This is a genomic window from Pseudomonas sp. B34(2017) (genome assembly GCF_002112915.1).
GTDB lineage: Bacteria > Pseudomonadota > Gammaproteobacteria > Pseudomonadales > Pseudomonadaceae > Aquipseudomonas > Aquipseudomonas pharyngis.
The window spans coordinates 699,117-721,445 of sequence record NZ_NEJA01000002.1; the positions used below are offsets into that span (position 1 = coordinate 699,117).

General features: G+C 59.6%; 24 protein-coding genes. 17 read left to right on the forward strand and 7 right to left on the reverse strand.

Annotated features, from left to right (window positions below):
- Nucleotides 1–118 precede the first annotated feature (118 nt).
- The 4 genes from CAF80_RS08575 (at nucleotide 119) to CAF80_RS08590 (ending at nucleotide 3,887) form a co-directional block, all read left to right on the forward strand.
- Nucleotides 119–1,309 carry an MFS transporter gene (locus CAF80_RS08575; RefSeq protein WP_256578123.1) on the forward strand — a complete coding sequence of 397 codons (1,191 nt, stop codon included), beginning with the start codon at nucleotides 119–121 and terminating at the stop codon, nucleotides 1,307–1,309.
- Between the two features lie 250 nt (nucleotides 1,310–1,559).
- Nucleotides 1,560–2,318 (forward strand): sulfite exporter TauE/SafE family protein, encoded by a 759-nt coding sequence (locus CAF80_RS08580; protein WP_085667172.1) that lies wholly within the window; start codon nucleotides 1,560–1,562, stop codon nucleotides 2,316–2,318.
- A gap of 117 nt (nucleotides 2,319–2,435) precedes the next feature.
- Nucleotides 2,436–3,488 (forward strand): FAD-binding oxidoreductase, encoded by a 1,053-nt coding sequence (locus CAF80_RS08585; protein WP_085667173.1) that lies wholly within the window; start codon nucleotides 2,436–2,438, stop codon nucleotides 3,486–3,488.
- Nucleotides 3,489–3,626: 138 nt separating this feature from the next.
- Nucleotides 3,627–3,887, forward strand: coding sequence for a hypothetical protein (locus CAF80_RS08590; protein ID WP_085655332.1), 261 nt, complete (start codon nucleotides 3,627–3,629; stop codon nucleotides 3,885–3,887).
- A gap of 79 nt (nucleotides 3,888–3,966) precedes the next feature.
- Here the strand turns inward: CAF80_RS08590 and CAF80_RS08595 are convergent, their stop codons facing one another.
- Nucleotides 3,967–4,413 (reverse strand): anti-virulence regulator CigR family protein, encoded by a 447-nt coding sequence (locus tag CAF80_RS08595; protein WP_064595936.1) that lies wholly within the window; start codon nucleotides 4,411–4,413, stop codon nucleotides 3,967–3,969.
- A gap of 251 nt (nucleotides 4,414–4,664) precedes the next feature.
- Between CAF80_RS08595 and CAF80_RS08600 the strand changes: the two genes are divergently transcribed.
- Complete coding sequence (locus tag CAF80_RS08600; protein ID WP_074690830.1) at nucleotides 4,665–5,582, forward strand: helix-turn-helix domain-containing GNAT family N-acetyltransferase; 918 nt, start codon at nucleotides 4,665–4,667, stop codon at nucleotides 5,580–5,582.
- A 69-nt stretch (nucleotides 5,583–5,651) separates the two neighbouring features.
- Here the strand turns inward: CAF80_RS08600 and CAF80_RS08605 are convergent, their stop codons facing one another.
- Complete coding sequence (locus CAF80_RS08605; RefSeq protein ID WP_074690829.1) at nucleotides 5,652–6,386, reverse strand: SDR family oxidoreductase; 735 nt, start codon at nucleotides 6,384–6,386, stop codon at nucleotides 5,652–5,654.
- A gap of 180 nt (nucleotides 6,387–6,566) precedes the next feature.
- Nucleotides 6,567–7,511 (reverse strand): AraC family transcriptional regulator, encoded by a 945-nt coding sequence (locus CAF80_RS08610; RefSeq protein ID WP_074690828.1) that lies wholly within the window; start codon nucleotides 7,509–7,511, stop codon nucleotides 6,567–6,569.
- 285 nt (nucleotides 7,512–7,796) lie between these two features.
- Here CAF80_RS08610 and CAF80_RS08615 point away from each other — a divergent pair, with 285 nt between their 5' ends.
- From CAF80_RS08615 to CAF80_RS08640, 6 genes are all read left to right on the forward strand, one after another.
- Entirely contained in the window at nucleotides 7,797–8,561 is a 765-nt protein-coding gene (locus tag CAF80_RS08615) for an SDR family NAD(P)-dependent oxidoreductase (protein ID WP_039773162.1), read from the forward strand.
- A 177-nt stretch (nucleotides 8,562–8,738) separates the two neighbouring features.
- Nucleotides 8,739–9,113, forward strand: a complete 375-nt coding sequence (locus CAF80_RS08620) for a hypothetical protein (RefSeq protein ID WP_074690827.1) — start codon at nucleotides 8,739–8,741, stop codon at nucleotides 9,111–9,113.
- Between the two features lie 19 nt (nucleotides 9,114–9,132).
- On the forward strand, nucleotides 9,133–9,390 hold the full coding sequence (locus CAF80_RS08625) for an Atu4866 domain-containing protein (RefSeq protein ID WP_074690826.1): 258 nt from the start codon (nucleotides 9,133–9,135) through the stop codon (nucleotides 9,388–9,390).
- Nucleotides 9,391–9,471: 81 nt separating this feature from the next.
- Nucleotides 9,472–10,389 (forward strand): AraC family transcriptional regulator, encoded by a 918-nt coding sequence (locus tag CAF80_RS08630; RefSeq protein WP_074690825.1) that lies wholly within the window; start codon nucleotides 9,472–9,474, stop codon nucleotides 10,387–10,389.
- 442 nt (nucleotides 10,390–10,831) lie between these two features.
- Entirely contained in the window at nucleotides 10,832–11,194 is a 363-nt protein-coding gene (locus CAF80_RS08635) for a DUF6124 family protein (RefSeq protein ID WP_074690824.1), read from the forward strand.
- A 311-nt stretch (nucleotides 11,195–11,505) separates the two neighbouring features.
- Entirely contained in the window at nucleotides 11,506–12,513 is a 1,008-nt protein-coding gene (locus tag CAF80_RS08640; RefSeq protein ID WP_039773153.1) for a LysR family transcriptional regulator, read from the forward strand.
- Here CAF80_RS08640 and CAF80_RS08645 read toward each other — a convergent pair.
- Nucleotides 12,510–12,971 (reverse strand): Rid family hydrolase, encoded by a 462-nt coding sequence (locus tag CAF80_RS08645; RefSeq protein ID WP_074690968.1) that lies wholly within the window; start codon nucleotides 12,969–12,971, stop codon nucleotides 12,510–12,512. The two genes, CAF80_RS08640 and CAF80_RS08645, sit on opposite strands and share 4 nt — an antisense overlap.
- Nucleotides 12,972–13,056: 85 nt before the next feature.
- On the opposite strand from CAF80_RS08645, the gene CAF80_RS08650 reads away from it, so the two are divergent.
- From CAF80_RS08650 to arsH, 6 genes are all read left to right on the forward strand, one after another.
- On the forward strand, nucleotides 13,057–13,578 hold the full coding sequence (locus tag CAF80_RS08650) for an AraC family transcriptional regulator (RefSeq protein WP_371916408.1): 522 nt from the start codon (nucleotides 13,057–13,059) through the stop codon (nucleotides 13,576–13,578).
- A gap of 197 nt (nucleotides 13,579–13,775) precedes the next feature.
- The gene (locus CAF80_RS08655; RefSeq protein ID WP_074690822.1) at nucleotides 13,776–14,243 is read left to right on the forward strand and encodes a metallophosphoesterase family protein; all 468 of its coding nucleotides are present in this window, start codon (nucleotides 13,776–13,778) and stop codon (nucleotides 14,241–14,243) included.
- Nucleotides 14,244–14,286: 43 nt separating this feature from the next.
- Nucleotides 14,287–14,907, forward strand: coding sequence for a LysE family translocator (locus tag CAF80_RS08660; RefSeq protein WP_064595875.1), 621 nt, complete (start codon nucleotides 14,287–14,289; stop codon nucleotides 14,905–14,907).
- 117 nt (nucleotides 14,908–15,024) lie between these two features.
- Nucleotides 15,025–15,372 carry a metalloregulator ArsR/SmtB family transcription factor gene (locus tag CAF80_RS08665; protein WP_085667174.1) on the forward strand — a complete coding sequence of 116 codons (348 nt, stop codon included), beginning with the start codon at nucleotides 15,025–15,027 and terminating at the stop codon, nucleotides 15,370–15,372.
- A 9-nt stretch (nucleotides 15,373–15,381) separates the two neighbouring features.
- On the forward strand, nucleotides 15,382–15,852 hold the full coding sequence (locus CAF80_RS08670) for an arsenate reductase ArsC (RefSeq protein WP_085667175.1): 471 nt from the start codon (nucleotides 15,382–15,384) through the stop codon (nucleotides 15,850–15,852).
- Between the two features lie 11 nt (nucleotides 15,853–15,863).
- Nucleotides 15,864–16,553 carry an arsenical resistance protein ArsH gene (gene arsH / locus CAF80_RS08675; protein WP_085667176.1) on the forward strand — a complete coding sequence of 230 codons (690 nt, stop codon included), beginning with the start codon at nucleotides 15,864–15,866 and terminating at the stop codon, nucleotides 16,551–16,553.
- A gap of 62 nt (nucleotides 16,554–16,615) precedes the next feature.
- Here the strand turns inward: arsH and CAF80_RS08680 are convergent, their stop codons facing one another.
- Genes CAF80_RS08680 through CAF80_RS08690 form a run of 3 tightly spaced genes read right to left on the reverse strand, consistent with a single transcriptional unit; the run spans nucleotide 16,616 to nucleotide 22,283 of the window.
- On the reverse strand, nucleotides 16,616–19,786 hold the full coding sequence (locus tag CAF80_RS08680) for an efflux RND transporter permease subunit (protein ID WP_085667177.1): 3,171 nt from the start codon (nucleotides 19,784–19,786) through the stop codon (nucleotides 16,616–16,618).
- Nucleotides 19,783–21,030 carry an efflux RND transporter periplasmic adaptor subunit gene (locus CAF80_RS08685; protein WP_085667178.1) on the reverse strand — a complete coding sequence of 416 codons (1,248 nt, stop codon included), beginning with the start codon at nucleotides 21,028–21,030 and terminating at the stop codon, nucleotides 19,783–19,785. The genes CAF80_RS08680 and CAF80_RS08685 overlap by 4 nt, the downstream gene beginning before the upstream one ends.
- Entirely contained in the window at nucleotides 21,027–22,283 is a 1,257-nt protein-coding gene (locus CAF80_RS08690) for a TolC family protein (protein ID WP_085667179.1), read from the reverse strand. The genes CAF80_RS08685 and CAF80_RS08690 overlap by 4 nt, the downstream gene beginning before the upstream one ends.
- Between the last annotated feature and the right edge of the window lie 46 nt (nucleotides 22,284–22,329).

Consider the following 22,329-nt stretch of genomic DNA (forward strand, 5'->3'; position numbering starts at 1 on the left):
AGATGGATAACCCTTGCAGATCTCGTGCAATTAAAGGACATATGGCTTGAGCATATTTAGAAAGTATCTTTGCCTTGAAGCTTTAATATGGATATATCTCGGCTGTTGGAATGCAACCGTGCCCCTTATTATCGTTCAGCGTGGAAACTTGTTGGAGCTGGCAACCTATGAAACGGGGCTGGCCCTTGCCGCCGTCATTTCCATACTGTTTTTGGCGTCCCGCGTCGAAGTCATGCGACGCAGCACCGCTCTAAGAGCGGGTTGTATCGCCATTGCGTTGACCGGCATCCTGCGCTACGTGTCTGTTTCCGCTTCGTATTCGATAGAGGCTCTGCTGATAATTGACATCCTTGCGGTCGCGGCTTTCGGCGTCGTTCAATCTCTTTTCGGTGTTTATCCAGCTGAAACCGTAGAAAAAGTTCGAATAGAACATGCCTTTCGCATCCGGCGCATCATCGTAACCATAAGTCGCGTTATTGGCCCGCTCCTGGCGGGCGTTGTCATTGGATTGTCTTCCCCACAAGCCTCACTTCTCTTTGCAGCCATTGTGGGTGTGTTCGCAATGGGGTTAGCGTTCGTATTGCCGCACAGCGTCAAATCCGACTCGACACAGATAAAATCGCCGGCACAACGAGTTCGGGAAATGTTTTTGGGAATTAGACTTAAATTAATTCTTCCACCTGAAAGATTCCTGACTGTTGCTGGTTTCATGTTGAGCCTGGCTGTTACTGCCACAGTACCCATGCTGGTTCCAATTCAAATTCACACCCATAATCTCGCTGAAAGCAGTGTCGGCCTGTTCAACGCCATATTTGCGGGAGGCGCAATCGGTGGCCTGTTATTTTTGAGCCCGTTTGTTGCCAGAAGACACAACCAGCGAAACAAATATATTGGACTCTGGACTTTATTAACCGCCTCCCTCGTCACAGCGGCTCTCTCTGTCGAAGTCTGGCAACTGGCTCCATGCCTCTTTATTGCAGGAGCTTCCAGTGCCTCGCTTTCACTGATTGGGATGGATAAGAGAACTGTCTCGGTGCCGTCTGGAGTTCGTATCAGATTAATGGCCGCCACACTTATTGTCGGCCAACTCGCAAATTCGGCCTCTTATATGATGATGGGAACAACGATGATGCAGTTCGGCACCCATGGTTTGCTATTGGTTTACTGCGCAATTTTCCTGTTTGTCTTGTTTCATGCAGCACTTTCGAAGTCCATCTGGTTTTTCCTTGAAGATGCGGCAGACTCCGAACTTTTTTATAAAAATAACCATCCCGGACTGGAGTCGATCATGGTTTCGGTTGCAAAGTGATGGATGCCGGATACCCGCTGCCGCCAATAAACCCGGATTGATTCCGCAGAACACCACGTAAAGGTCTTCGGTCAGGATGTCTTCAAGCCGCATATGCCCCTATCTCCCCAAACCGAACTTTGCCCAAGGCCCACATTCGATCCAGTTGGCAACTGGTCCGTGGATCGGCCTCGAAACTGTAACTGTTCATCCTGCAGACCGTGAGCGAAATTAAGGCCACTCCCCGCCCGAAATGAAGTGAGCACACGCCGTGGATCTGACCTTCACCACCCTCCTCGTCACCTTCGCCGGCGTGTTCCTGATCTGCTTCATGAAGGGCGCGTTCGGCGGCGGCTTTGCGATTGTCGGGATTCCGCTGTTGTCGCTGGTGATGGACCCGATCACGGCTGGCGGGGTGCTGGCGCCATTGTTCGTCGCCATGGATCTGTTCAGCCTGCGCTACTGGAAGCCTTCCACCTGGTCAAAACCCGACCTGAAGTTGTTGGTACCAGGTTTGATCGTCGGCATCGGCGCCGGCTATTTGCTTTTCCGGGTGCTGGACCACCGCGCCATCGCCATCGTCATGGCGGCGATCACGCTGTTGTTTGTCGGTTTGTGGTTCAAGGCGGGCGGAGAAGTGCGAGTGCGGCCGCGCTCCTCACCCAAAGCCGTGGCTGCCGGCATTACTTCGGGTATTACGACGATGGTGGCGCATTCCGGCGGGCCGCCACTGGCGATCTATCTGCTGCCGCTGGGGCTGAGCAAGCAGATGTATGCCGGAACGACCAGCCTGTTTTTCACCGTGGGCAATCTCCTCAAGGCAGTGCCATGGCTGCTGCTGGCCAAACCTACCGGCAACGTGCTGACACTGATGCTCGTCAGCTTGCTCGCTGTACCCTGCGGCGTCTGGCTGGGCTGGCGGCTGCACGCCAGACTGGACCAGCGTCAGATGTACCGCGCCTGTTATGGCTTGCTGGTGGTCACGGCGTTGAAGTTGTTGTGGGATGGAGTCGGGGGATACATGGCCTGAACGAAGTTCAGGCCGGGCCGGGGTTATTTGAACGCAGGCACGGCAACCGATTGATCCGAATGCTGGACGGATGAAATAGGCTTCATACCATTGCGAATCGACAACCTGGAGGTTGATTTGAAAACAGAGAGTGCAAGGCGTGTGATTGTCATCGGTGCCGGCATCGTGGGTGCGTCCGTCGCTTATCACCTGGCTTGCAAAGGTGCGCAGGTCACTGTGATCGAGGCCGGTGAGGTCGCGAGTGGCGTGACCGGGCGCTCGTTTGCGTGGATCAACACGTCGCAAAGTGGGCCCGATCCCATTGCGCAACTGCGCGCTGCGGCAATCCAGGAGTATCACCGGCTCGAAGCGGAACTGCCGGACCTGAAGATTCATTGGACGGGCGCCCTGAGTTATCCGCCCGGCACAGACCTGGAAGCGTCAGCCAACCTGCTCACTCAAGCACAAATTCTCGACCTTGAGCCGAACCTCAAAAATCCCCCTCGACAAGCCTTTTACAATCCACAGGAAGGCGCATTGGACGCCGTGCAAGCCACCCATGCGTTGATCGCCGGTGCTCAGGCTCTTGGAGCGATGGTACTGGTGCATACCCAAGTGCAGGGTTTTACCCTCCGCGATGCAACGGTGACTGGCGTCGAAACCGCAACCGGTGCCATCGAAGCTGACGTGGTCGTATTGGCCGCAGGAACGGCCATCAGGCAACTGACTGAAACTCTGAACCTGTCCCTTCCGATCGAGGCCTCGCCCGCTGTTTTCATCCGCTACAGGATGCAACCCGATCGGGTGAATACCCTGATCTCCAGTCCTGAGATGGAAGTCAGACAGGATTCGCAAGGGATCTTGCTGGCGGCGGAAGACTATCTGGACAACTCCCTGGAGAACCGCCCGCAAGCCATAGCGCAACGAACCGCGGCGGCCATCCGCAACGAGTTGGCGGGTATCATTTCCATTGAGCCAGAATTGGCGTGTATCGGGCTCAGGCCCATGCCTGCGGACGGCGTGCCCATCATCGGTTATCTGCCCGGGATCGGCGCAATGTACGTTTGTACGATGCACCCTGGCGTCACACTCGCGGCAGTCGCAGGCCGCCTGGTCAGTGACGAGCTGATCGACGATCAGATTTCACCTGCCCTGGCGCCATGCCGGCCTGACCGTTTTTTCAAGACGTAAGAACAAGCCCGCGGTGGCCGGGCCGAGCACTCCCATTGACCGCATCAATAACAACCATTAATTCAATGAAGTTCTCATATCAAATCGAAAGCGTAGGATCTGCTCCATACCAACCCACTGCACACGGAGTACAGAACCATGAAACGCCAGACAATCCTCGGCATCGCCTTTTCGCTCTTCGCCCTGAATGCTTTTGCGGCGACTGAAACCGATCCACTGTTCAGCGATGCTGTTGCCGCTGCGACTCAAACCGACCCACTGTTCAGCGATGCCGTAGCTGCGACCGAAACTGATCCGCTGTTCAGTGACGCCGTTGCCGCGACCGAAACCGATCCGCTGTTCAGTGATGCAGTTGCCGAAGGTGGTTCTGACCGTCTGATCGAAAGTCGTAACGCCTGAATGCTCGGTTTTACCGCAGTACCCGACGAAAGCCCGGCCTTATCCGCCGGGCTTTTTCATATGGGGACAGATCTATTTTTCAATCAAAGGCGCCATTCAGTACTTCATAAATCAGCCCTGTAGCCAGCGCCACCAGGATCAGATCGGTACCGACCTGCTGCCATTCGTAGCCGTCGTAGTGCGGCAGCCTGCCGACCAGTCGACCATCGAGCTTCTTCGCAATACCGGGCGGCAGCGGTTTGCCCCGCGCCAGGTTTTTCTGAATGCCGGGCGGCAACGCCGGGCCCGGGGTCCAGTAGCCACGATAGCCGTCCACAATCCCGATCACCCCGCCGCGATCGATACTCGGGCCATGCCCCTGATAACCGCCCCCGCCTTTTTTCCCCTGATTGCCATGATCCTGGCTGTTATGCGGGTTGCCTTTGCCCTGCCCCTTTCCGTTGCCAGGATCGGCCAGCGCGGTCACCGAACTGCACAGCAGCGCAATACAGGTCGTGGTCGCAATCAACGTGCGTAAACCGGACATGGGTCGTTCCTTGAATGAATGGGTGTGTTTGGATTCTAGTCAGTTTTTTTTACAGGCATGGAGAGATGGCCCTGTCATCGCGGTCACGCGGCGACGCATCTGGAAACCGTGAGCCTCAGAAACATACGAATGGACACGACTGAGCGTTCGTTCCGGCTGACTTTGCGTTCGGGATCGTGAAATCATTCATTTGACTTGCTTGCCTAAGGCAACTATATAGTTGCCTAAAGCAAACATATGAGCATCACGCCATGTCCACGATCACCGACCGCGCCGACATCGTCCGGCAGTTCAACCGTTTCTACACCCATCAGATCGGCGTGTTGCAGGAACACTTGCTGCAAAGCGACTACTCGCTGACCGAGCTGCGCATCCTCTACGAACTTGCGTCCCAGGGCGATCTGACCAGCACCGACCTGCGCCAGATGCTGGGCCTCGACGCAGGCTACATGAGTCGCCTCATCAGCGGTTTCGACAAAAGAGGCCTGATCCAGAAAGTCCCCTCCGCCACCGACGCCCGCGCCAGTCAACTGCACATCACCGACCTCGGCCGCGAAATCCTCGCGCCGCTGGAGCAAGCCTCGCGGCAAGAAGTCATCACCCTGCTCGAACGCCTGTCCGAACCGCAGCAACTGCAACTGATCGCATCGATGAAGCAGATCCAGACGCTGCTCGAGGGTGGTCAGCCAACGACCTATCTGCTGCGCGATCCGCAGCCCGGTGACATGGGTCTGGTGGTGCATCAGCAAACCGCGATCTACAGCCGTGAATACGGCTGGAATTCAGAGTTCGAAGCGCTGGTGGCAGAGGTCGTCGCCAAATACCTGCGCGAATTCGACCCAACCGGCGAGCGCTGCTGGATCGCGGAGAAGGACGGCAAGGTGGTGGGTTCGGTGTTCGTCATCCGCCACGACGAAACCACCGCGAAACTGCGCATGCTCTACGTGGATGCCAGTGCGCGGGGATTGGGGATCGGCAATCGGCTGATCGAGGAATGCCTGCGTTTTGCCCGGGATGTCGGCTACAAAAAGATGATTCTGTGGACCACCAGCAATCTGGTGGATGCCCGCCGGTTATACCAGCGGGCAGGATTTGAGCTTGTCGAGGAAGAGCCGATTCACAGCTTTGGCAAGGATTTGGTCAGTCAGACGTGGGCGATTGCTTTGTGAGGTCTATGCCCAGTCTTTATAGCCAGGCGGAACGGGGCACAAACCACGTGTGATTGCGCCCGGAACGGCTCAGTGCGGACTGGCGGTCGGACGAACCACGATCTCACTCACATCGACATCGTCGGGCTGTTCGATGGCATAGGCGAGCGCTCGCGCAATGGCGTCTGCATTGAGCGCCACACGGCGGAAGGCTTTCATTTCCTCGCGGGCCACCTCATCGGAAATCGTATCCGCCAATTCGGACTCGACCACACCCGGGCACACCACGGTGACGCGGATCTTGTCCGTTTCCTGACGCAGACCATCCGAGATAGCCCTGACTGCGAATTTGGTCGCGCAGTACACCGCAGCGGTCGGAGAAACCGCGAGGCCACCAATCGACGAGATATTGATGACCTGACCGAAACCCTGCGCCTGCATGTCCGGCAGGACGGCGGCAATACCGTGCAGTACGCCGCGAACGTTGACATCGAGCATCTGGTTCCATTCGTTGACCTTCAACGAGGCCAGCGGAGACAACGGCATCACGCCCGCGTTGTTGATGATCACGTCGACCTTGCCATGTTGCGTCTTGGCGAACGCCACGAAGGCGTGCATCGATTGCAGATCCGTAACGTCCAGTGCGCAGGCACTTGCCGAGCCACCTTCGGCGCGGATCTCGCTGACCAGTTTGTCCAGACGCTCGGTACGGCGGGCACCGAGGACCACATGCGCGCCTTTGGCGGCGATCAGCCTGGCGGCCGCTTCGCCGATACCACTGCTTGCACCGGTAATCAGGACGACTTTGTTTTGAATGTTCGACATATCCGTAGCTCCTGCTGTCTGCTTTGAGGTTCAGCACCGACCGCTGAAGACGCGTTCGTTGCTGCGGGGTACGTCGAAAAGATTAAGGGCACGGGCCTCGTCGACGCGTGCCGAAACCTGCGCCACTTTTGCCTATTCGTGTCTGTGTGCATCGCTTGCAAATTTGTGATGAAGCGCCGCTCAGGCCCCACGGAACTCGCTGGGCGTTACGCCCACTTCACGTCGAAAGACCTGCGAGAAGTGGCTGGGGCTCGAGTAGCCGACCTCCAGCCCGACGTCAATGATGCTAAGGCGGGTTTCCAGTAGCAGGTGCCGTGCACGAACCATGCGCAAGCGGATGAAGTACTGCGATGGCGAAAGCCCCGTCGCCCGCTTGAACAGGCGGCTGAAGTGGTATTCGCTCAGCTCGGCAAGGCTTGCCAATGTTGCCAGGCTGAATTCAGCGCTCAGATGCGCGCGCATGGCGTCCGTGACTTTGCGCAACTTGTAGGCTTGCAAGGCGTTGACCCGACGCCCGGGCTGGCTTTCAGCAAGATAGCTGCGCACCAGATGCACGGCCAGCGCCTGCGCCAGAGAGCGGGCGAAAAGCGCGCTGGGCGAGCGTTCCAGGAGCAGTTCCGTGCGCAACTGCTCCATGACAAACGCGACGCGCCCGTCCCGTGCCCCTGAAACATCGCGCAAACGCACAGGCCCGGCGTGCTGGCCCGACAGCTCTCGAGACGCTTGCTCGATCAAGGGCAGCCCCAGATAAAGATGCATGACTTCGAAGGTATCGCCTCCGTGCGTCTGCCAGCGCATTTCATACGGCTCATCGGAACTGGTGAGGAAAAAATCGCCGGCACTGACCTCGGCAGCTTCCCACTCGCCCCCCAATGCGCGCTCCTCTACCGTCGCCGCCCCGGCCAGAACCAGAACGAGCAGCGGTTCCACCACTGCAGGCACGAGAATCGGCTCAGTAACGCTGCGATGGGTAAACAGCTGAATCACCACGTCCGTGATTTCCGGACGCGAGGGTAACGCCTGGGGTTCACCTGGCAGGAACTCACCCATCGACTCGCCGTTGATGCGCAAGTCTCGAGAGGATGTCGACAACGCGTCCTGGGAGGTACGCCCGGTATTTGCCATGAACTCGTCCTTTTCAGATTCGGCTGTGCGAAGCCAGACAGGTCTCCGATGCTTGCCCGCACGCCGCGTCAGCAGACCGGCTCGATGATATCGGGCTTTTGCCGTGGGTTGAATCGAGCACCGAACCTCCCTCACTGACATTCAGCGCAAAACCCCGACAGCGTGGGCAATCTCACGAAAGCCGACTTTGCCTCGCTGCGAGACAGTAGGCCCGTCGCCGATGACAGCGCCTCGCCGGCGCCAACACGGCTTATCCCTACTCGATCAAAAACGCTGGAGAACATCATGACCGACTTCAAGAACAGCACCCCAAACGAAGTAGCCGGTAAAGTCGCACTGGTCACTGGCGCGGCCAGTGGCATCGGCAAGGCCATCGCACTACTGCTGCATGCCCGCGGCGCCCAGGTCATTGCTGAAGATATAAACCCTGAGGTGGAAGCACTGGCCCGCCCCGGCCTGATCCCCCTGGTGGCCGACATCACTCAGGACGGGGCAGCCGAACGCGCGGTCGCCCTGGCCGTCGAGCAATTCGGACGGCTGGACATTCTGGTCAACAACGCCGGCATCATCATCAACAAACTGGTCATCGACATGACCCGCGAAGACTGGGAACGCATTCAGGCGGTCAACGCCACGGCGGCCTTTTTGCATAGCCGGGAGGCGGTCAAAGCGATGATGCCCAACAAGTCCGGATCGATCGTCAACATCGCGTCCTACGCCTCCTATTTCGCCTTCCCCACCATTGCCGCCTACACCGCCTCCAAGGGCGCGCTGGCCCAACTGACGCGCACCCTGGCGCTTGAAGTCATTGGCCATGGCATCCGCGTCAATGCTGTCGGTGTCGGCGATGTGGTGACCAATATCCTCAACAATGTGGTCGACGATGGCCCTGCCTTTCTCGCCCAACATGGCGAAGCGGCGCCGATCGGCCGCGCCGCCCAACCGGAAGAAATCGCCGAAGTGGTCGCGTTCATCGCCTCGGATCGGGCCAGCTTCATGGTCGGTTCGGTGGTCATGGCCGACGGCGGCATGACGGTCACGGCCGGCTGAGCCGCAGCACAAACGCGCCGCAGGACATGCCCGACCAACCCGAGAGGATCAGGCAAATCTGCGGCAGTTTCGTCCTAACACCGCTGCGCTCGGCTACGTAATCTGAAACCACGCAACGGATGCACACACAGGCCACGGCAGGCCGCTCAGATGAACAACGTCAATGAGGACTGAACAATGAAAAATGCAAAACGGCTTTCCCTTTCACTGGTGATCGGCGCGATGGTGGCCTGCGCAATCAACCTTTCCTCGACCAGCCTGTACCTGGCCGCTGACGGTGCTGATCGAACTCCCGGCATGCGCGTGAGTGAAGGTGGCAGTGATCGCACTCCGGGGTTCCGCGTTGCCGCAGATGGTTCGGACCGCACCCCCGGCATGCGCGTCACTGAAGGCGGCAGTGATCGCACTCCAGGGTTCCGCGTTGCCGCTGATGGTTCGGACCGCACGCCCGGCATGCGCGTAACTGAAGGTGGCAGTGATCGCACTCCGGGTTTTCGCGTTGCCGAAAACGGCTCTGATTGCACGGCTTTGGGCCGTATCGGCTCAGTCTGAACATCCGAGGAGAGAAGTGATGAAAGATGCCAAAAAAACCACTCACGACCATCGTTACGCAGGCATGTGGGTCACCGCGGATGGATTCATCCGTCATGAGCTTCTGACGACTGGTCGTTACGACGAGGCCCGTGGTAAAAACAAGAGCGCCTATCAGGGCCGCTACGAACTGGTCGGTGATTACATCCAGTACTGGGACGACACCGGCTTCACCGCTGATGGCCACTTTCATGACGACGTGCTGTATCACGCCGGAATGATCCTCTATCGGCAATGAGTACTTTGATGATGTCGGGTGAATATCGTCTGCCTGAAAAGCTTCAGGCAGACGCTCATGAACACTTGTGAGAGCCTTGAAATGGAACAGAGCGATGCTTTCATCCTTCAAAACACAGCCGTCTACCGTGACGAACTGGTTCGCCTGCTGACGCAACGCTTTACCACACCCGGGATCTATGAGACCGCCATAGCTCCCCTGCATGTCATCCGTTTCGATTCACCTTCGGAGCTGATCCATACCGTGCACAAACCGGCACTTTGCCTGATCGTGCAAGGGCAAAAGGAAATCGGCCTGAGTGACGACCACTACCTGTACGACCCCCTCAGCTACCTGGTGGTTTCGGTCACCCTTCCGGTGTCCGGTCGCGTGCTGATGGCCAGCCCGGAGGCGCCCTATCTGTGTATCCGGTTTGATTTCGAGCCCACGGAAATCGCTCAGATCATCGCCGATGCTCCGCCGGCAGGCGTCCCGGACGAGCCGGAGCTTGGTCTTTTCCTCGAGAAAGTCGATGTGCCCCTGCTGGAAACAATGCTGCGGCTGGTCCGGCTGCTGGAAACACCGAAAGACATCGGCATGCTGGCACCGCTCGCCCTTCGCGAGTTGTATTACCGCCTCCTGCGGGGTGTGCATGGCCGTCGTCTGTATGAGCTTGCCCTCGGCGACTCGCAAACACGGCGAGTAACACGGGCAATCGACTGGTTGAACAACCACTACACCCAACCCTTGCGCATCGAAGAACTCGCCCGGGTCGCCAACTTGGGCAACTCCACATTGCATCATCGCTTCAAGGCGGTGACGGCCATGAGCCCGCTGCAGTATCAGAAACAACTGCGCCTGCAGGAAGCCCGCCGCCTGTTGCTCGGCGAAGGGCTGGATGTGGCGAGCGCCTGTTATCGAGTGGGCTACGAAAGCCCGTCGCAATTCAGTCGGGAATACAGTCGCCAGTTCGGGTGCCCGCCCTCCAGAGATGCCAGCCGGGTTCGGCATCCTGCGTGATGGCCTGGCCGGAGCCGGTTCAGGGCAGCAGAGCGCCGGGGAAAGATCCAATACGAAGGTTATTGAAGGAGCCATCGGAGGTTGTTTAAGGGTTTCGGCCTTCGCTGTTTAAAGACACTCAGCGTTACTTCCTCAAGGCTACAACGCCTTGCGTCATTGCCTACGACTACGCCAGAATCCGCCGGCTTGTGCGTCTGGGACGCGGGTTTTATCGTTTCCGGGTCACTGAAAAACAGTGATGGGGTTTGGTAGCCCGAGTTAACTAGTCGCATAGCGCGCCATTCGCAGACCTCCCCAGGACTGCACTTGATGGTGGCCATGCGCAGGGCACTTTCGAGTGCGCCGGGTTCCTAGTTACCGGTCTACCAACCCGCGTATTGGCCGCCACCCTTCGTTTGGTAGCGAGGGTGAAGGCTCCTTTTCAATAATTAGGAGTTTCACCATGATCAAACCAACACCGAATCCCCCGGAAACCGATCCAGTCTCCCCCTACAAATTCCCCGACTCCCGAACCCTCAACGAAGCCGCCGAACGCGCCCTCGATCACTACCTCACCCCGCAGCAACGAGTCATGGGCAGCCACCACAAACACGACCCCATGTACCTGGCCAATCCGGCCTACGACACCGAATCCCTGCTGGCCAACGCCAGCGAATCACTGGGTTCCGCGAGCGAAATGCTTAACAACTTTGCTGCGACGCTAGAGCCTGCCCATCGCAAGACTGCGATCGGGATTGCGCAGCTGGTGATGTTGAGCGAGTTGGCGGTGAATCAGGCGTTGGATCATGTTGAGGTGAAGAGCTAAACGTTTGCCCTCTTTGGTGACGACCGGCTAGTTCGGAGCGAAAGAGGGAATAAGCGTTGGTCGAAGCTGCCATGGGGAATGGCAGCTTTCGGCCAAAAGCGGACATTCGACTGATTAGAATGAAGTGCTTAAAGCTGCACGACGAAGTTGGTCAGGGGAAGATGGTAAAGGCCTAATACTCGCCCAGAACGACTGACGCCACCCGATCTAACCGGAACATCCGGGCCGGTTGCTCGAGCCGAGTCCGCTTGTGCACTTGACTCCTTGGTTCGCCTCCAGCCATTTCGTATGATGGGCAACCTTAGTTTGGGATGCTTGGCGTGAAACCAACATCAAAAAAAGCTTCAATCAATCCGCCCTTACCAACCGGCGCCACCCAGAGTTTAAGCGAGGCTGCAAGTCGGCTTTCTTGGGACGATTTGCGAATCATCAAAACGCTAAGCGAATGCGGCAACAGAGCCACGACTGCAAAAAGCTTGGGAATCAATGTATCCACCGTATCGCGTCGTGTGGCTCAAGTGGAAAAGACACTTGGGGTCGTTTTATTTGACCACCGCCGTTCTGGGTACATGCTGACGCCCGAGGGCATTGAGTTAAGGGCGCTCGCCGAACGCGTCGAGCTTGATATCGTCAGCGTTACACGTCGGGTTTCTCGCGCAGGTCAAGGGCCACAGGGAAAGCTTCGGATCACTACTAGCGACTCCCTGCTTCTGTATTTCCTCACGCCGATCATCGCCGACTTCAAAGCGCTTAATGAAGGCATTGCCATCGAGGTTCTGGTTGGCAACGAGACGTTAAGTCTCGCTCGCGATGAATCTGACGTGGCGGTGAGAGCGACGAAAAAACCTGCCGAAAGTCTCGTCGGGCGCAAGCTCGCTTCGATCGCATGGGCGCCTTATGGCAGCATAAAACAAGCGACTGCTATCCCGTTCGCAGAAGGCCAACCGTGGGTGTCCTATTCCGCAGGATTATGTGGACTGAAGGCTAAGAGCTACGTCGAGAACAGAGTCAGCGCCGACTGTATTTCTTATCGTACCGACTCAGTCGCGGCGGCGAGCGTCGCCATTGCGGCAGGCCTTGGTTATGGGTTTCTTCCGTGCATGCTGGGAGACATTACGCCTGGGTTAAGACGCGTCGGCCCAGTTGTGCGCGAACTACAGGATGAGCTCTGGCTGCTTACGCATCAGGACATTCGAAAGTCATGGAGAGTAAAAGCATTCATGACTTTTTGTGCAGCAGCCGTAGCGCATCAAAAGCCTTTGATCGAAGGGCAACTGGATCTCCCGGTTGCGCAGGGCGAAACCGGGAGCGTCTCTTAGTCGGCGCTAGATCCGATGACAGCCTTGCAGACAATTTCAATCAGCTGTGAACGTTGAGCCAACCTGGATACACCGATTATATTGCTCGCGCACTGGGGCCGCTCAGTGCGATATGCGGCTTTGCGCACATCACCTACCACGGCGAAGGCCGCGTCCATATCCAATACGTAGAGCGTTTCTTCGACGACATCATTAAGGGTCGCTCCATAGAGCGCGAGCAACTTGGCGATGTTGTCGTAAGAGGCGCGCATCTGCTCTCCTATCGACGAGAAATCGCTGGGCTTCCCCTCGCTATTCAAAGGCGCGGGAGCAACCAGGTTACCCTCCTCATCGTGGTTGAACTGACCCGAGATATAGATCTCGTTTCCAACTTTTCTGGCCTGGGGATAGCCGTAGCCCTCCTCCCATGAGACTCCCCAGTAAGCGGTGTTTTTGCCGTGCGGTTGTGAAGCAGCCATTGCTTTCTCCTTGAAGATGACGAGTCGAATGATGTCGATTCGAGTTGTCGGGAGGCAAAGGCTAGCACCGGAAACACTATTGAAAATGCGCATTTTTGCGCCTCCAGCAGCGCAAAAATGCGCCCCTATTGCGACACGCATTCCGTTAAATTTTTTCCATCGACTGACCGCTGGATTGAGCTTATCAACCGGCTACTGGGAAAAAGGAATCAGGATGAAAAACGAAACATGCGCGTCCTCACTTAAGGATTTGACTAAACAGACTGGGCAATTGAAACCTTGGCAGATTCAACGCGCGGAGCAGTTAATGCTCGATAACCTGGACGCAGATATTTCAGTAGCAGCTATCGCACAGGCCTGTGCGCTATCGCGCAGCCATTTCACCCGTCAGTTTAAAAGAACCACTCTCGTCTCACCCAAAGAATGGATGCGAGAGCAGCGGATTCTGAGGGGCAAGCAGTTACTTCAGACGTCGAGATTGCTAATTGCGGACATTGCACTGGAGTGTGGCTTCTCTGACCAGTCTCACTTCTGTCGCACATTCGTGCGAACCGAAGGTGTAACTCCGCGGGCTTGGAAACAGAACAATCAATCGCCTGCGCTGTGATTTGATGAGCTGGATAGCGGAGTTAAGACTTACCTGGAGGTTTAACCCTAGGATGCGACGCATGTGAATGGCGCCTCGGCCGCATTACGATAAACAACACGATCATCGCGCGCTAATGGCCGTTAACGGTCGAGGGCGAACGTCTGCTATTGGCCGAAAGCAGCCACTTCCACCCGAAATATCCTCGGAAAACCCACATGAAAACCGCCCTGATCTCCGACACCCACAACCTCCTCCGCCCCGAAGCCCTCGCCGCGCTCCAGGGCTGTGACCAGATCATCCACGCCGGCGACATCGGCAACCCGGACATCCTCACCCAACTGGCCAAGATCGCCCCGGTCCACGCCGTGCGCGGCAACAACGACCTCAACAGCCAATGGGCCGAAAACCTCCCCGACCTCCTGACCTTCACCCTCAACGGTTGGCCAACCCTCCTCGTTCACGACATCGCCGATGTCCCCGCTGATCTCGATCCGGGCATCAAGCTCATCATCACCGGCCACTCCCACAAGCCCCGCATCGAATGGCGCGGTGACCGTCTCTACGTCAACCCCGGCAGCGCCGGCCCTCGGCGTTTCAAATTGCCGGTGACGCTGGCGATCCTCGAGATACAACCCGACCGCATCGAACCGCGCCTGATTTCCCTGCTGGATCCCCCCGCCTGAAACCGCTACCGTTCCCGCATCCAGTACCGGAGACCAACGCGCCATGTCCATCGCCGACAACCTCCTCGCCTTCACCCTCGCCGCCACGCTGTTGACCCTGACGCCCGGTCTCGACACCGCGCTGGTGCTGCGCACCGCCACCGTCGAAGGCAAGCAGCAGGCGTTGCGTGCGGCGTTGGGGATCAATGCCGGTTGTCTGTTGTGGGGCGCGGCGGTGGCGTTTGGGTTGGGGGCGTTGATTGCGGTGTCGGAGCTGGCCTACAACCTGTTGAAGTATTGCGGCGCGGCGTATCTGGCGTGGCTGGGGTTGAACATGCTGCTGCGCCCTCGCCGCTCGCTGGCACCGGCCGAAGCCGACGGCAAGCCGGGGGCGAACTGGTTTTTCAAGGGCATGCTGGGGAACGTGCTGAATCCGAAGATCGGGATTTTCTACGTGTCGTTTCTGCCGCAGTTCATTCCGCAAGGTCAGCCGCTGGTGCCGTGGACATTCGGGCTGGTGAGCATTCATGTGGTGCTCGGGCTGATCTGGTCGCTGGTGTTGATTGGTGCGACGCAGCCACTGTCCGGTTTTCTGCGGCGGGAAAAGGTGATTCGCTGGATGGATCGCACCACCGGGATGATTTTCGTGTTGTTTGCTGCGCGGTTGGCGTTCAGCAAGCGTTGAGGCGCCTGCGCTAAACACACCTTCGGTCGAGAGCTGCCACTTCATCAAACTCAAGACTTGCCCAGCACATATGGATATCCGTATATTCGAACAACCATATGTACCGAAGACCTCGTCATGCTCACCCCCGCCTCCGTTTTCAAATGCCTCGCCGACGAAACCCGCGCCCGCGCCACACTGCTGATCACCCGTGAAGGTGAGCTGTGTGTCTGCGAACTGGTCTGCGCGCTGGACGACAGTCAGCCGAAAATCTCCCGCCATCTCGCGCAACTGCGCACCTGCGGTCTGTTGCTGGATCGTCGTCAGGGTCAGTGGGTTTATTACCGGCTCAACCCTGATCTGCCGGCATGGATTCGCACGCTGCTTGAAACCACGCTCGCCGCCAACACCGTCTGGCTGGAAGAAAACAGCGCACGACTGGCGGCCATGGGCGATCGCCCGCTCAATACGTCTGCCTGCTGCTGAGGATCGAAAATGCGAGTTCTATTCATGTGCACCGCCAACAGCTGCCGCAGCATTCTGTCGGAGGCGATGTTCAACCATCTGGCGCCGGCCGGTTTCGAAGCAGTCAGCGCCGGCAGTTTCCCCAAGGGCCAGGTGCTGCCGCGCAGCCTGACCACGTTGCAGGCAGCCGGCATTTCCATCGCCGGGTTGAGCAGCAAGGGCAACGAGGCCTTCGAAGACAACCCGCCGGACATCGTCATCACCGTGTGCGACAAGGCCGCCGGTGAAGCCTGCCCGGTGTATTTCGGCCCGGCCCTGAAAGCCCATTGGGGGCTGGAGGATCCGTCGGATGTGCGCGGTGATGAAGGCACCATCGACGCCGCTTTCCGCGCCACTCTCGCCCGAATCGAAACCCGTTGCCGAGCCTTCCTCGCCCTGCCCTTCGCCCAACTTGACCGTGATGCCCTCAAGCACGAGCTCGACCGCATCAGCACGCTGTAACCGGAGCCGACATGACCGACCTGCCCAACCTCGATCCTTCACTGGTTCAAACAACCACGCGTGACGAAGACGCGCACAAGCCGCGCATCCTGTTGCTGTACGGCTCGGCCCGCCCGCGCTCCTTCAGCCGCTTGCTGGTCGAAGAAGCCGCCCGCCTGCTGGAGCACTTCGGTGCCGAGACGCGAATCTTCAACCCTTCGGGTCTGCCGCTGCCGGACGACGCACCGGGCGATCACCCGAAAGTCCAGGAACTGCTCGAACTGATGCAATGGTCCGAAGGCCAGGTCTGGTGTTCACCGGAACGCCACGGCGCCATGTCGGCGGTGTTCAAGGCGCAGATCGACTGGGTGCCGCTGGCCCTCGGCGCGGTCCGTCCGACCCAGGGCAAGACCCTGGCGGTGATGCAGGTCTGCGGCGGCTCGCAGTCGTTCAACGTGGTCAATCAACTGCGCGTGCTGGGCCGCTGGATGCGCATGTTCACCATCCCCAATCAGTCGTCGGTGCCCAAGGCCTATCTAGAATTCGACGAAGGTAATCGCATGAAACCCTCGGCGCTGTACGACCGGGTGGTGGACGTGATGGAAGAACTGGTGAAATTCACGCTGTTGCTGCGTGACCGACCGGACCTGGTGGATCGTTATTCCGAGCGCAAGGAATCGGCGGAGGAATTGATGCAGCGGGTCAATCAGCGGTCGATCTGATGACCAACCCCCACAATTAAAAACCGGTGCGAACGTTCGCACCGGTTTTTTTCGTCGCCGGGTTACGGCTGGATGGAAGCACCATCGCTTTCGGGTGCCTTGTTTTCAACGGGCAACTGCCGACGGCGCATCAGGCGATACGCCGCCGGAATGACAAACAGCGACAACAACGGCGCCGTGACCATGCCGCCAACCATGGGCGCGGCGATGCGGCTCATGACTTCGCTGCCGGCACCGCTGCCGAGCAGAATCGGCAACAGACCGGCGATGATCACGGCCACGGTCATCGCCTTGGGACGCACACGTTGCACGGCGCCTTCGCGAATCGCCGCGATCAACCCGCGTTCGGAGTGATCGCCGAGTTCTTCGCGCTCGGCCCAGGCGCTCTTCAGGTAAAGCAGCATGATCACGCCGAACTCGGCCGAAACCCCGGCCAGCGCAATGAAGCCGACCCCGGTGGCGACCGACAGGTTGTAGCCCAGCAGATAAAGGAACCACGCACCGCCGCTCAATGCGAACGGCAATGTGGCCATGATCAGCAGCGCTTCGTCGAAGCGAGCGAACGTCAGGTAAAGCAGCACGAAGATAATCAGCAGCGTCGCCGGCACCACCAGTTTCAGCCGCGCATTGGCCCGCTCCAGAAACTCGAACTGCCCCGAATAGCTCAGGCTCATGCCGGGCTGCAATTTCACCTGCTCACTGACGGCACGACGCAGATCGGCCACCACCGAAGCGATGTCCCGCCCGCGCACGTCGATGTACACCCAACCGGACGGTCGGGCATTCTCGCTCTTGAGCATCGGTGGGCCGTCCGTGACCTTGATCTTCGCCAGCATGCCAAGGGTGATCTGGCTACCGGAAGGCGTGTAGATCGGCAATTGCTCCAGCGCGCCGGGCGAATCACGCCACTCTCGTGGATAACGGATGTTGATCGGAAACCGCGCCAGCCCCTCGATGGTTTCCCCGACGTTTTCCCCGCCAATGGCACCGGCGACGATGGATTGCACATCGCTGATGTTCAGCCCGTAGCGGCCGGCGGCGTTGCGGTCGATATCCACGTCGATGTAGCGGCCACCGGTCAACCGCTCGGCCAGTGCCGAACTGACGCCGGGCACACCTTTGGCTACACGCTCGATAGTCTGGGTCGCGGCGTCGATCTGGGCCAGATCGTTGCTGGCGACCTTCACGCCGATGGGGCTTTTGATCCCGGTGGCGAGCATGTCGATGCGATTGCGGATAGGTGGAATCCAGATGTTGGTCAGGCCCGGCACTCGCACCACGCGATCCAGTTCTTCCACGAGTTTTTCCGGGGTCATGCCCGGACGCCATTGATCGTGGGGCTTGAATTGGATAGTGGTCTCGAACATCTCCAGCGGTGCCGGGTCGGTAGCGGTTTCCGCACGACCAGCCTTGCCGAATACATGCTCGACCTCGGGCACTGACTTGATCAGCCGATCGGTCTGCTGCAACAGTTGCGCGGCTTTTTGCGCCGACAAACCCGGCAAGGCCGAAGGCATATACAGCAGATCACCCTCGTCCAGCGGCGGGAGGAATTCGCCACCGAGCCGCGAAATCGGCCAGGCAGCGCTGACAAACACCAACAGCGCCACCAGCAACGTGAATTTCGGCCGGCGCAGCACCACGTCCAGCGCCGGCTGATAAATCCGGATCAGCCAGCGGTTGAGCGGGTTGTGGCGTTCATCCGGAATCCGTCCGCGAATCCAGTAGCCCATCAGCACCGGCACCAGCGTCACCGACAATCCCGCTGCCGCCGCCATGGCGTAGGTCTTGGTGAACGCCAGCGGGCCGAACAGCCGCCCTTCCTGGGCCTGCAAGGTAAACACCGGAATGAACGACAGCGTGATGATCAGCAAACAGAAAAACAGCGCCGGCCCCACCTCCGCCGCCGCGTCGGTCATCACCTGCCAATGGCGCTCGCCCTTGAGCGCCTGCCCCGGATTGGCCGCGTGCCACGCCTCGATTTTCTTGTGGGCGTTCTCGATCATCACCACCGCCGCATCCACCATCGCACCAATGGCGATAGCAATCCCGCCTAGCGACATGATGTTGGCGTTCAACCCCTGATAACGCATCACGAGAAAAGCGATCAACACGCCCACCGGCAGCGAGATAATCGCCACCAGCGAAGAGCGCAAATGCCAGAGGAAGATCCCGCACACCAGCGCAACGACGATGAACTCTTCGAGCAGTTTGTGGCTGAGGTTTTCCACGGCGCGATCAATCAGCTTGCTGCGATCGTAGGTGGTGACGATCTCCACGCCGGGCGGCAGGCTGCTTTTCATGTCATCGAGTTTGGCCTTGACCGCCGCGATGGTCTCGCGGGCGTTCTTGCCGCTGCGCAGGATCACCACGCCGCCAACGGTTTCGCCTTGGCCATCCAGTTCGGTGATGCCCCGGCGCATGTCCGGCCCGGTCTGAACCGTTGCGACATCACCCAGAGTCACCGGCACCCCGCCAGCACCGAGTTTTAACGGGATCGCCCGAAAATCATCAAGCGTCTTGAGGTAGCCGGAAGCGCGCACGATGAATTCGGTTTCGGCCATTTCCAGCACGGCTCCACCGGTTTCCTGATTGGCCTTGCCGATGGCTTCGCGCACCTGCGCCAGGGTGATGCGGAGGCTGGCCAGCCGCACCGGATCGGGCTGTACCTGATACTGCTTGACCATGCCGCCGACGGTGGCGACCTCGGCGACGTTGGGCAGGGTCTTGAGCTCGAACTTGAGGAACCAGTCCTGCAACGCCCGAAGCTGCGCCAGATCATGCCCGCCGCTGCGATCCACCAGCGCGTACTGATAGATCCAGCCCACCCCGGTGGCATCCGGACCCAGTGCCGGTTTGGCGCTGGCCGGCAGGCGACTCTGGATCTGGCTCAGGTACTCCAGCACCCGCGAGCGCGCCCAGTACTGATCTGTGCCGTCCTCGAACAGCACGTACACGAAGCTGTCACCGAAGAACGAATAACCGCGCACGGTTTTCGCCCCCGGCACCGAGAGCATGGTGGTGGTCAGCGGATAGGTCACCTGGTTCTCGACAATCTGTGGCGCCTGTCCGGGGTACGGCGTGCGGATGATCACCTGCACATCGGACAGATCCGGCAGCGCGTCAATCGGCGTGCTCTGCACCGACCACACGCCCCAGCCCGTGACGAACAGCGTCGCCAGCAGCACCAGAAAACGATTGGCGACGGACCAGCGAATCAGCGCGGCGATCATGGCTGGCTCCCCGAAACGTTCCCGCTCGTTTCGAGCGGCTCGGCGATGATGCCCTTGAGACTGGCCTCGGAATCGAGCAGGAACTGGCCGGATGTCACGACGCTCTGCCCTTCTGCCAGGCCGTCGAGGATCACCGTTCTGCCCGCGCTTTCCTGACCGAGGCGCACCTCCACCGGACGATAGTGCCCCGCGTCTTCGGCGAGCATGACCAAGGCGCGCTTGCCGGTGCGGATCACGGCTTCACTCGGCACCCACAATTGACTCTGCCCGGTCGAACGTTTCAGCCGCACTTGTGCGGTCATCCCCGGCCGCAAGCGGCCATCGGCATTGGCCAGCTCGACCCGCACGCGCAGGGTGCGGCTGTCCGGGTTGGTGTCCGGCAGAATCGCGCTGACCGCTCCGTTGAACACAACACCGGGAAAGGCCGGCAGGCGCACTTCGACGGCCTGCCCCACGGCAACCGAACCGGTCTGCGATTCCGGCACCGCCACCGCGAGCCAGACACTGCTCAGCCCGTTGACCCGCGCCAGGGTTTCACCTGTCGCCACGGCCATACCCGCCCGCACATCGAGTGCTTGCAGCACGCCGCCCAAAGGGCTGGTGACCGTCAGTTCGGACTGCACCTTGCCGCTGCGCTCCACTTGAGCAATCAGGCTCGACGGCATCCCGGTCAGCCGCAAGCGCTGGCGTGCCGCGGCGATCAGGTCGGCATCGCCGCTACGCCTGAGCGCCAGAAACTCGCTCTGGGCCGCCGTCCATTCCGGCACGAGAATGTCAGCCAACGCCGCGCCAGCCGTGAGCACGTCCCCCGGCGCTCGGGCGTAGACCCGCTCGACAAACCCGTTGGTGCGCGCCTGAATCACCGCGACATCGCGCTCGTTGAACGCCAGCACACCGCTCACATCGAAGCTCGAGGTGAAGGCACCGCGACTGACCGGCGCCACACGCACACCGAGGTTCTGACTCAGCCCCGGATCGATGCTGACGGACGCACTGCCCTCCCCACCGCTGGCGTATCGCGGCACCAGTTGCATGTCCATAAAGGGTGACTTGCCCGGTTTGTCGAACTTCTGCTGCGGGTACATCGGGTCGTACCAGTACAAGGCCTTGGGCTCAGTGCTCGGCGCCGGGGCTGAAGCCGCTGCTCCGTTCATTCGCTGGTAGGCCAATCCGTAACCGCCACCCACACCCACCGCCAGCGCGAGGCCGGCCAGCCACACGCCGTTCCATTGTTTAAGGTTCACAGGCTGGTCTCCCCATAAGCGAAATGCAGACGCGCAGCGGTCAGCGCGAGTTGTTCTTCCATGTCGATCTGTTTGAGGCGGGCCTCGATGAGTTCGCGGCGGGCGTTGACCACCGCGTTCAAATCGCCCTGGCCGGCGCGATAACTGGCCAGGCTCAGATCGACTTTCTCTCTGGCCAGCGGCACCAGGCTGTCCTCGGTGCGGCGCACGGCCCGATCGAGGCGCTGGTAGTCGGCCAACTGGTTTTCAAGCTGCTCGGTGTGCTCGCGGGACAGTGCTTCGCGCTCGGCTTGCAACTGGCTGACTTCGGCCTGTCTGGCGGCGATTTTCGGGTTCTGGCGCGTCTCGGGAAACAGCGGCAGATCCCAGGAAAACTGCACGCTGACCATGTCGCCAAACTCCCGCCCCCGATGCTGGTAATCCACTTCCCAGCTCCAGTCGGACTTCTTCTCGGACACCGCCTCTTGCACCCTGGCCTGGGCTTCGCGGGTCATGGGGGCGAACGCCGCCAGTTCGGGGTGGTGTTGCAGTTGATGATTGAAGGTCGGGGCATCGACCGGCCACACGGGCAAACCGCCTTCGGGCTTGTCGTTGGCGGCGGTGCCGATCCAGCGTTTGAGCGCGGCTCGAGCCTGGGTGCGTTCGAGGGTCAGGTTGTCCTGTTGCTCGGCGAGTCGGGCCGCTTCCTGTTTCGGCGTCACTGCGTCGGCAGGTTGTGCGCGACCACCGGCAATCTGCGCCCGGACGGTCTCACTCAGCAGACGGTTTTCCTTGAACAATTCCTGGAACAACGCTTCTTTGCGCTCGACCGAATAGCCTCTGATCCACGCCAGCGCCGTCGCCTCACGCACCTTCAAACGCTCGACACGGCGCTCGGCCGCCGCGCGCTCGATGACTGCGTCGGCAACTTCGATGCGCGCCTTGCGCTTGTCTGCGTTGGGCATTTCCTGCCGGTAACCGACCATCTGCATGGTCATAAAATCCTGATCGACGCTCCAGCGATCCGGGCCGCCCACGGGGTAGTTCTGCAGACCGAGCACCAGCTTGGGATCGGGCAACTCGCCCGCCGGAATGGCCGCGCTGCTGGCGGCCTGGATTTTCTGATCTTGTGCGGTCAGCGACGGCGCATTGTTTTCGGCCAGCCGCAGCGCTTCATCGAGCGTCAGCGCGGCGGCGAAACCCGGCCACGCGAGCACGCTTGCCGCAAGCCCGGCCACCAGAGGCCAACCCGTGCAATTGCACTTGAATGTCATGTTTACGATTCCTGTGATCGTCCACTGCGCGCGGCGTAAAACACGC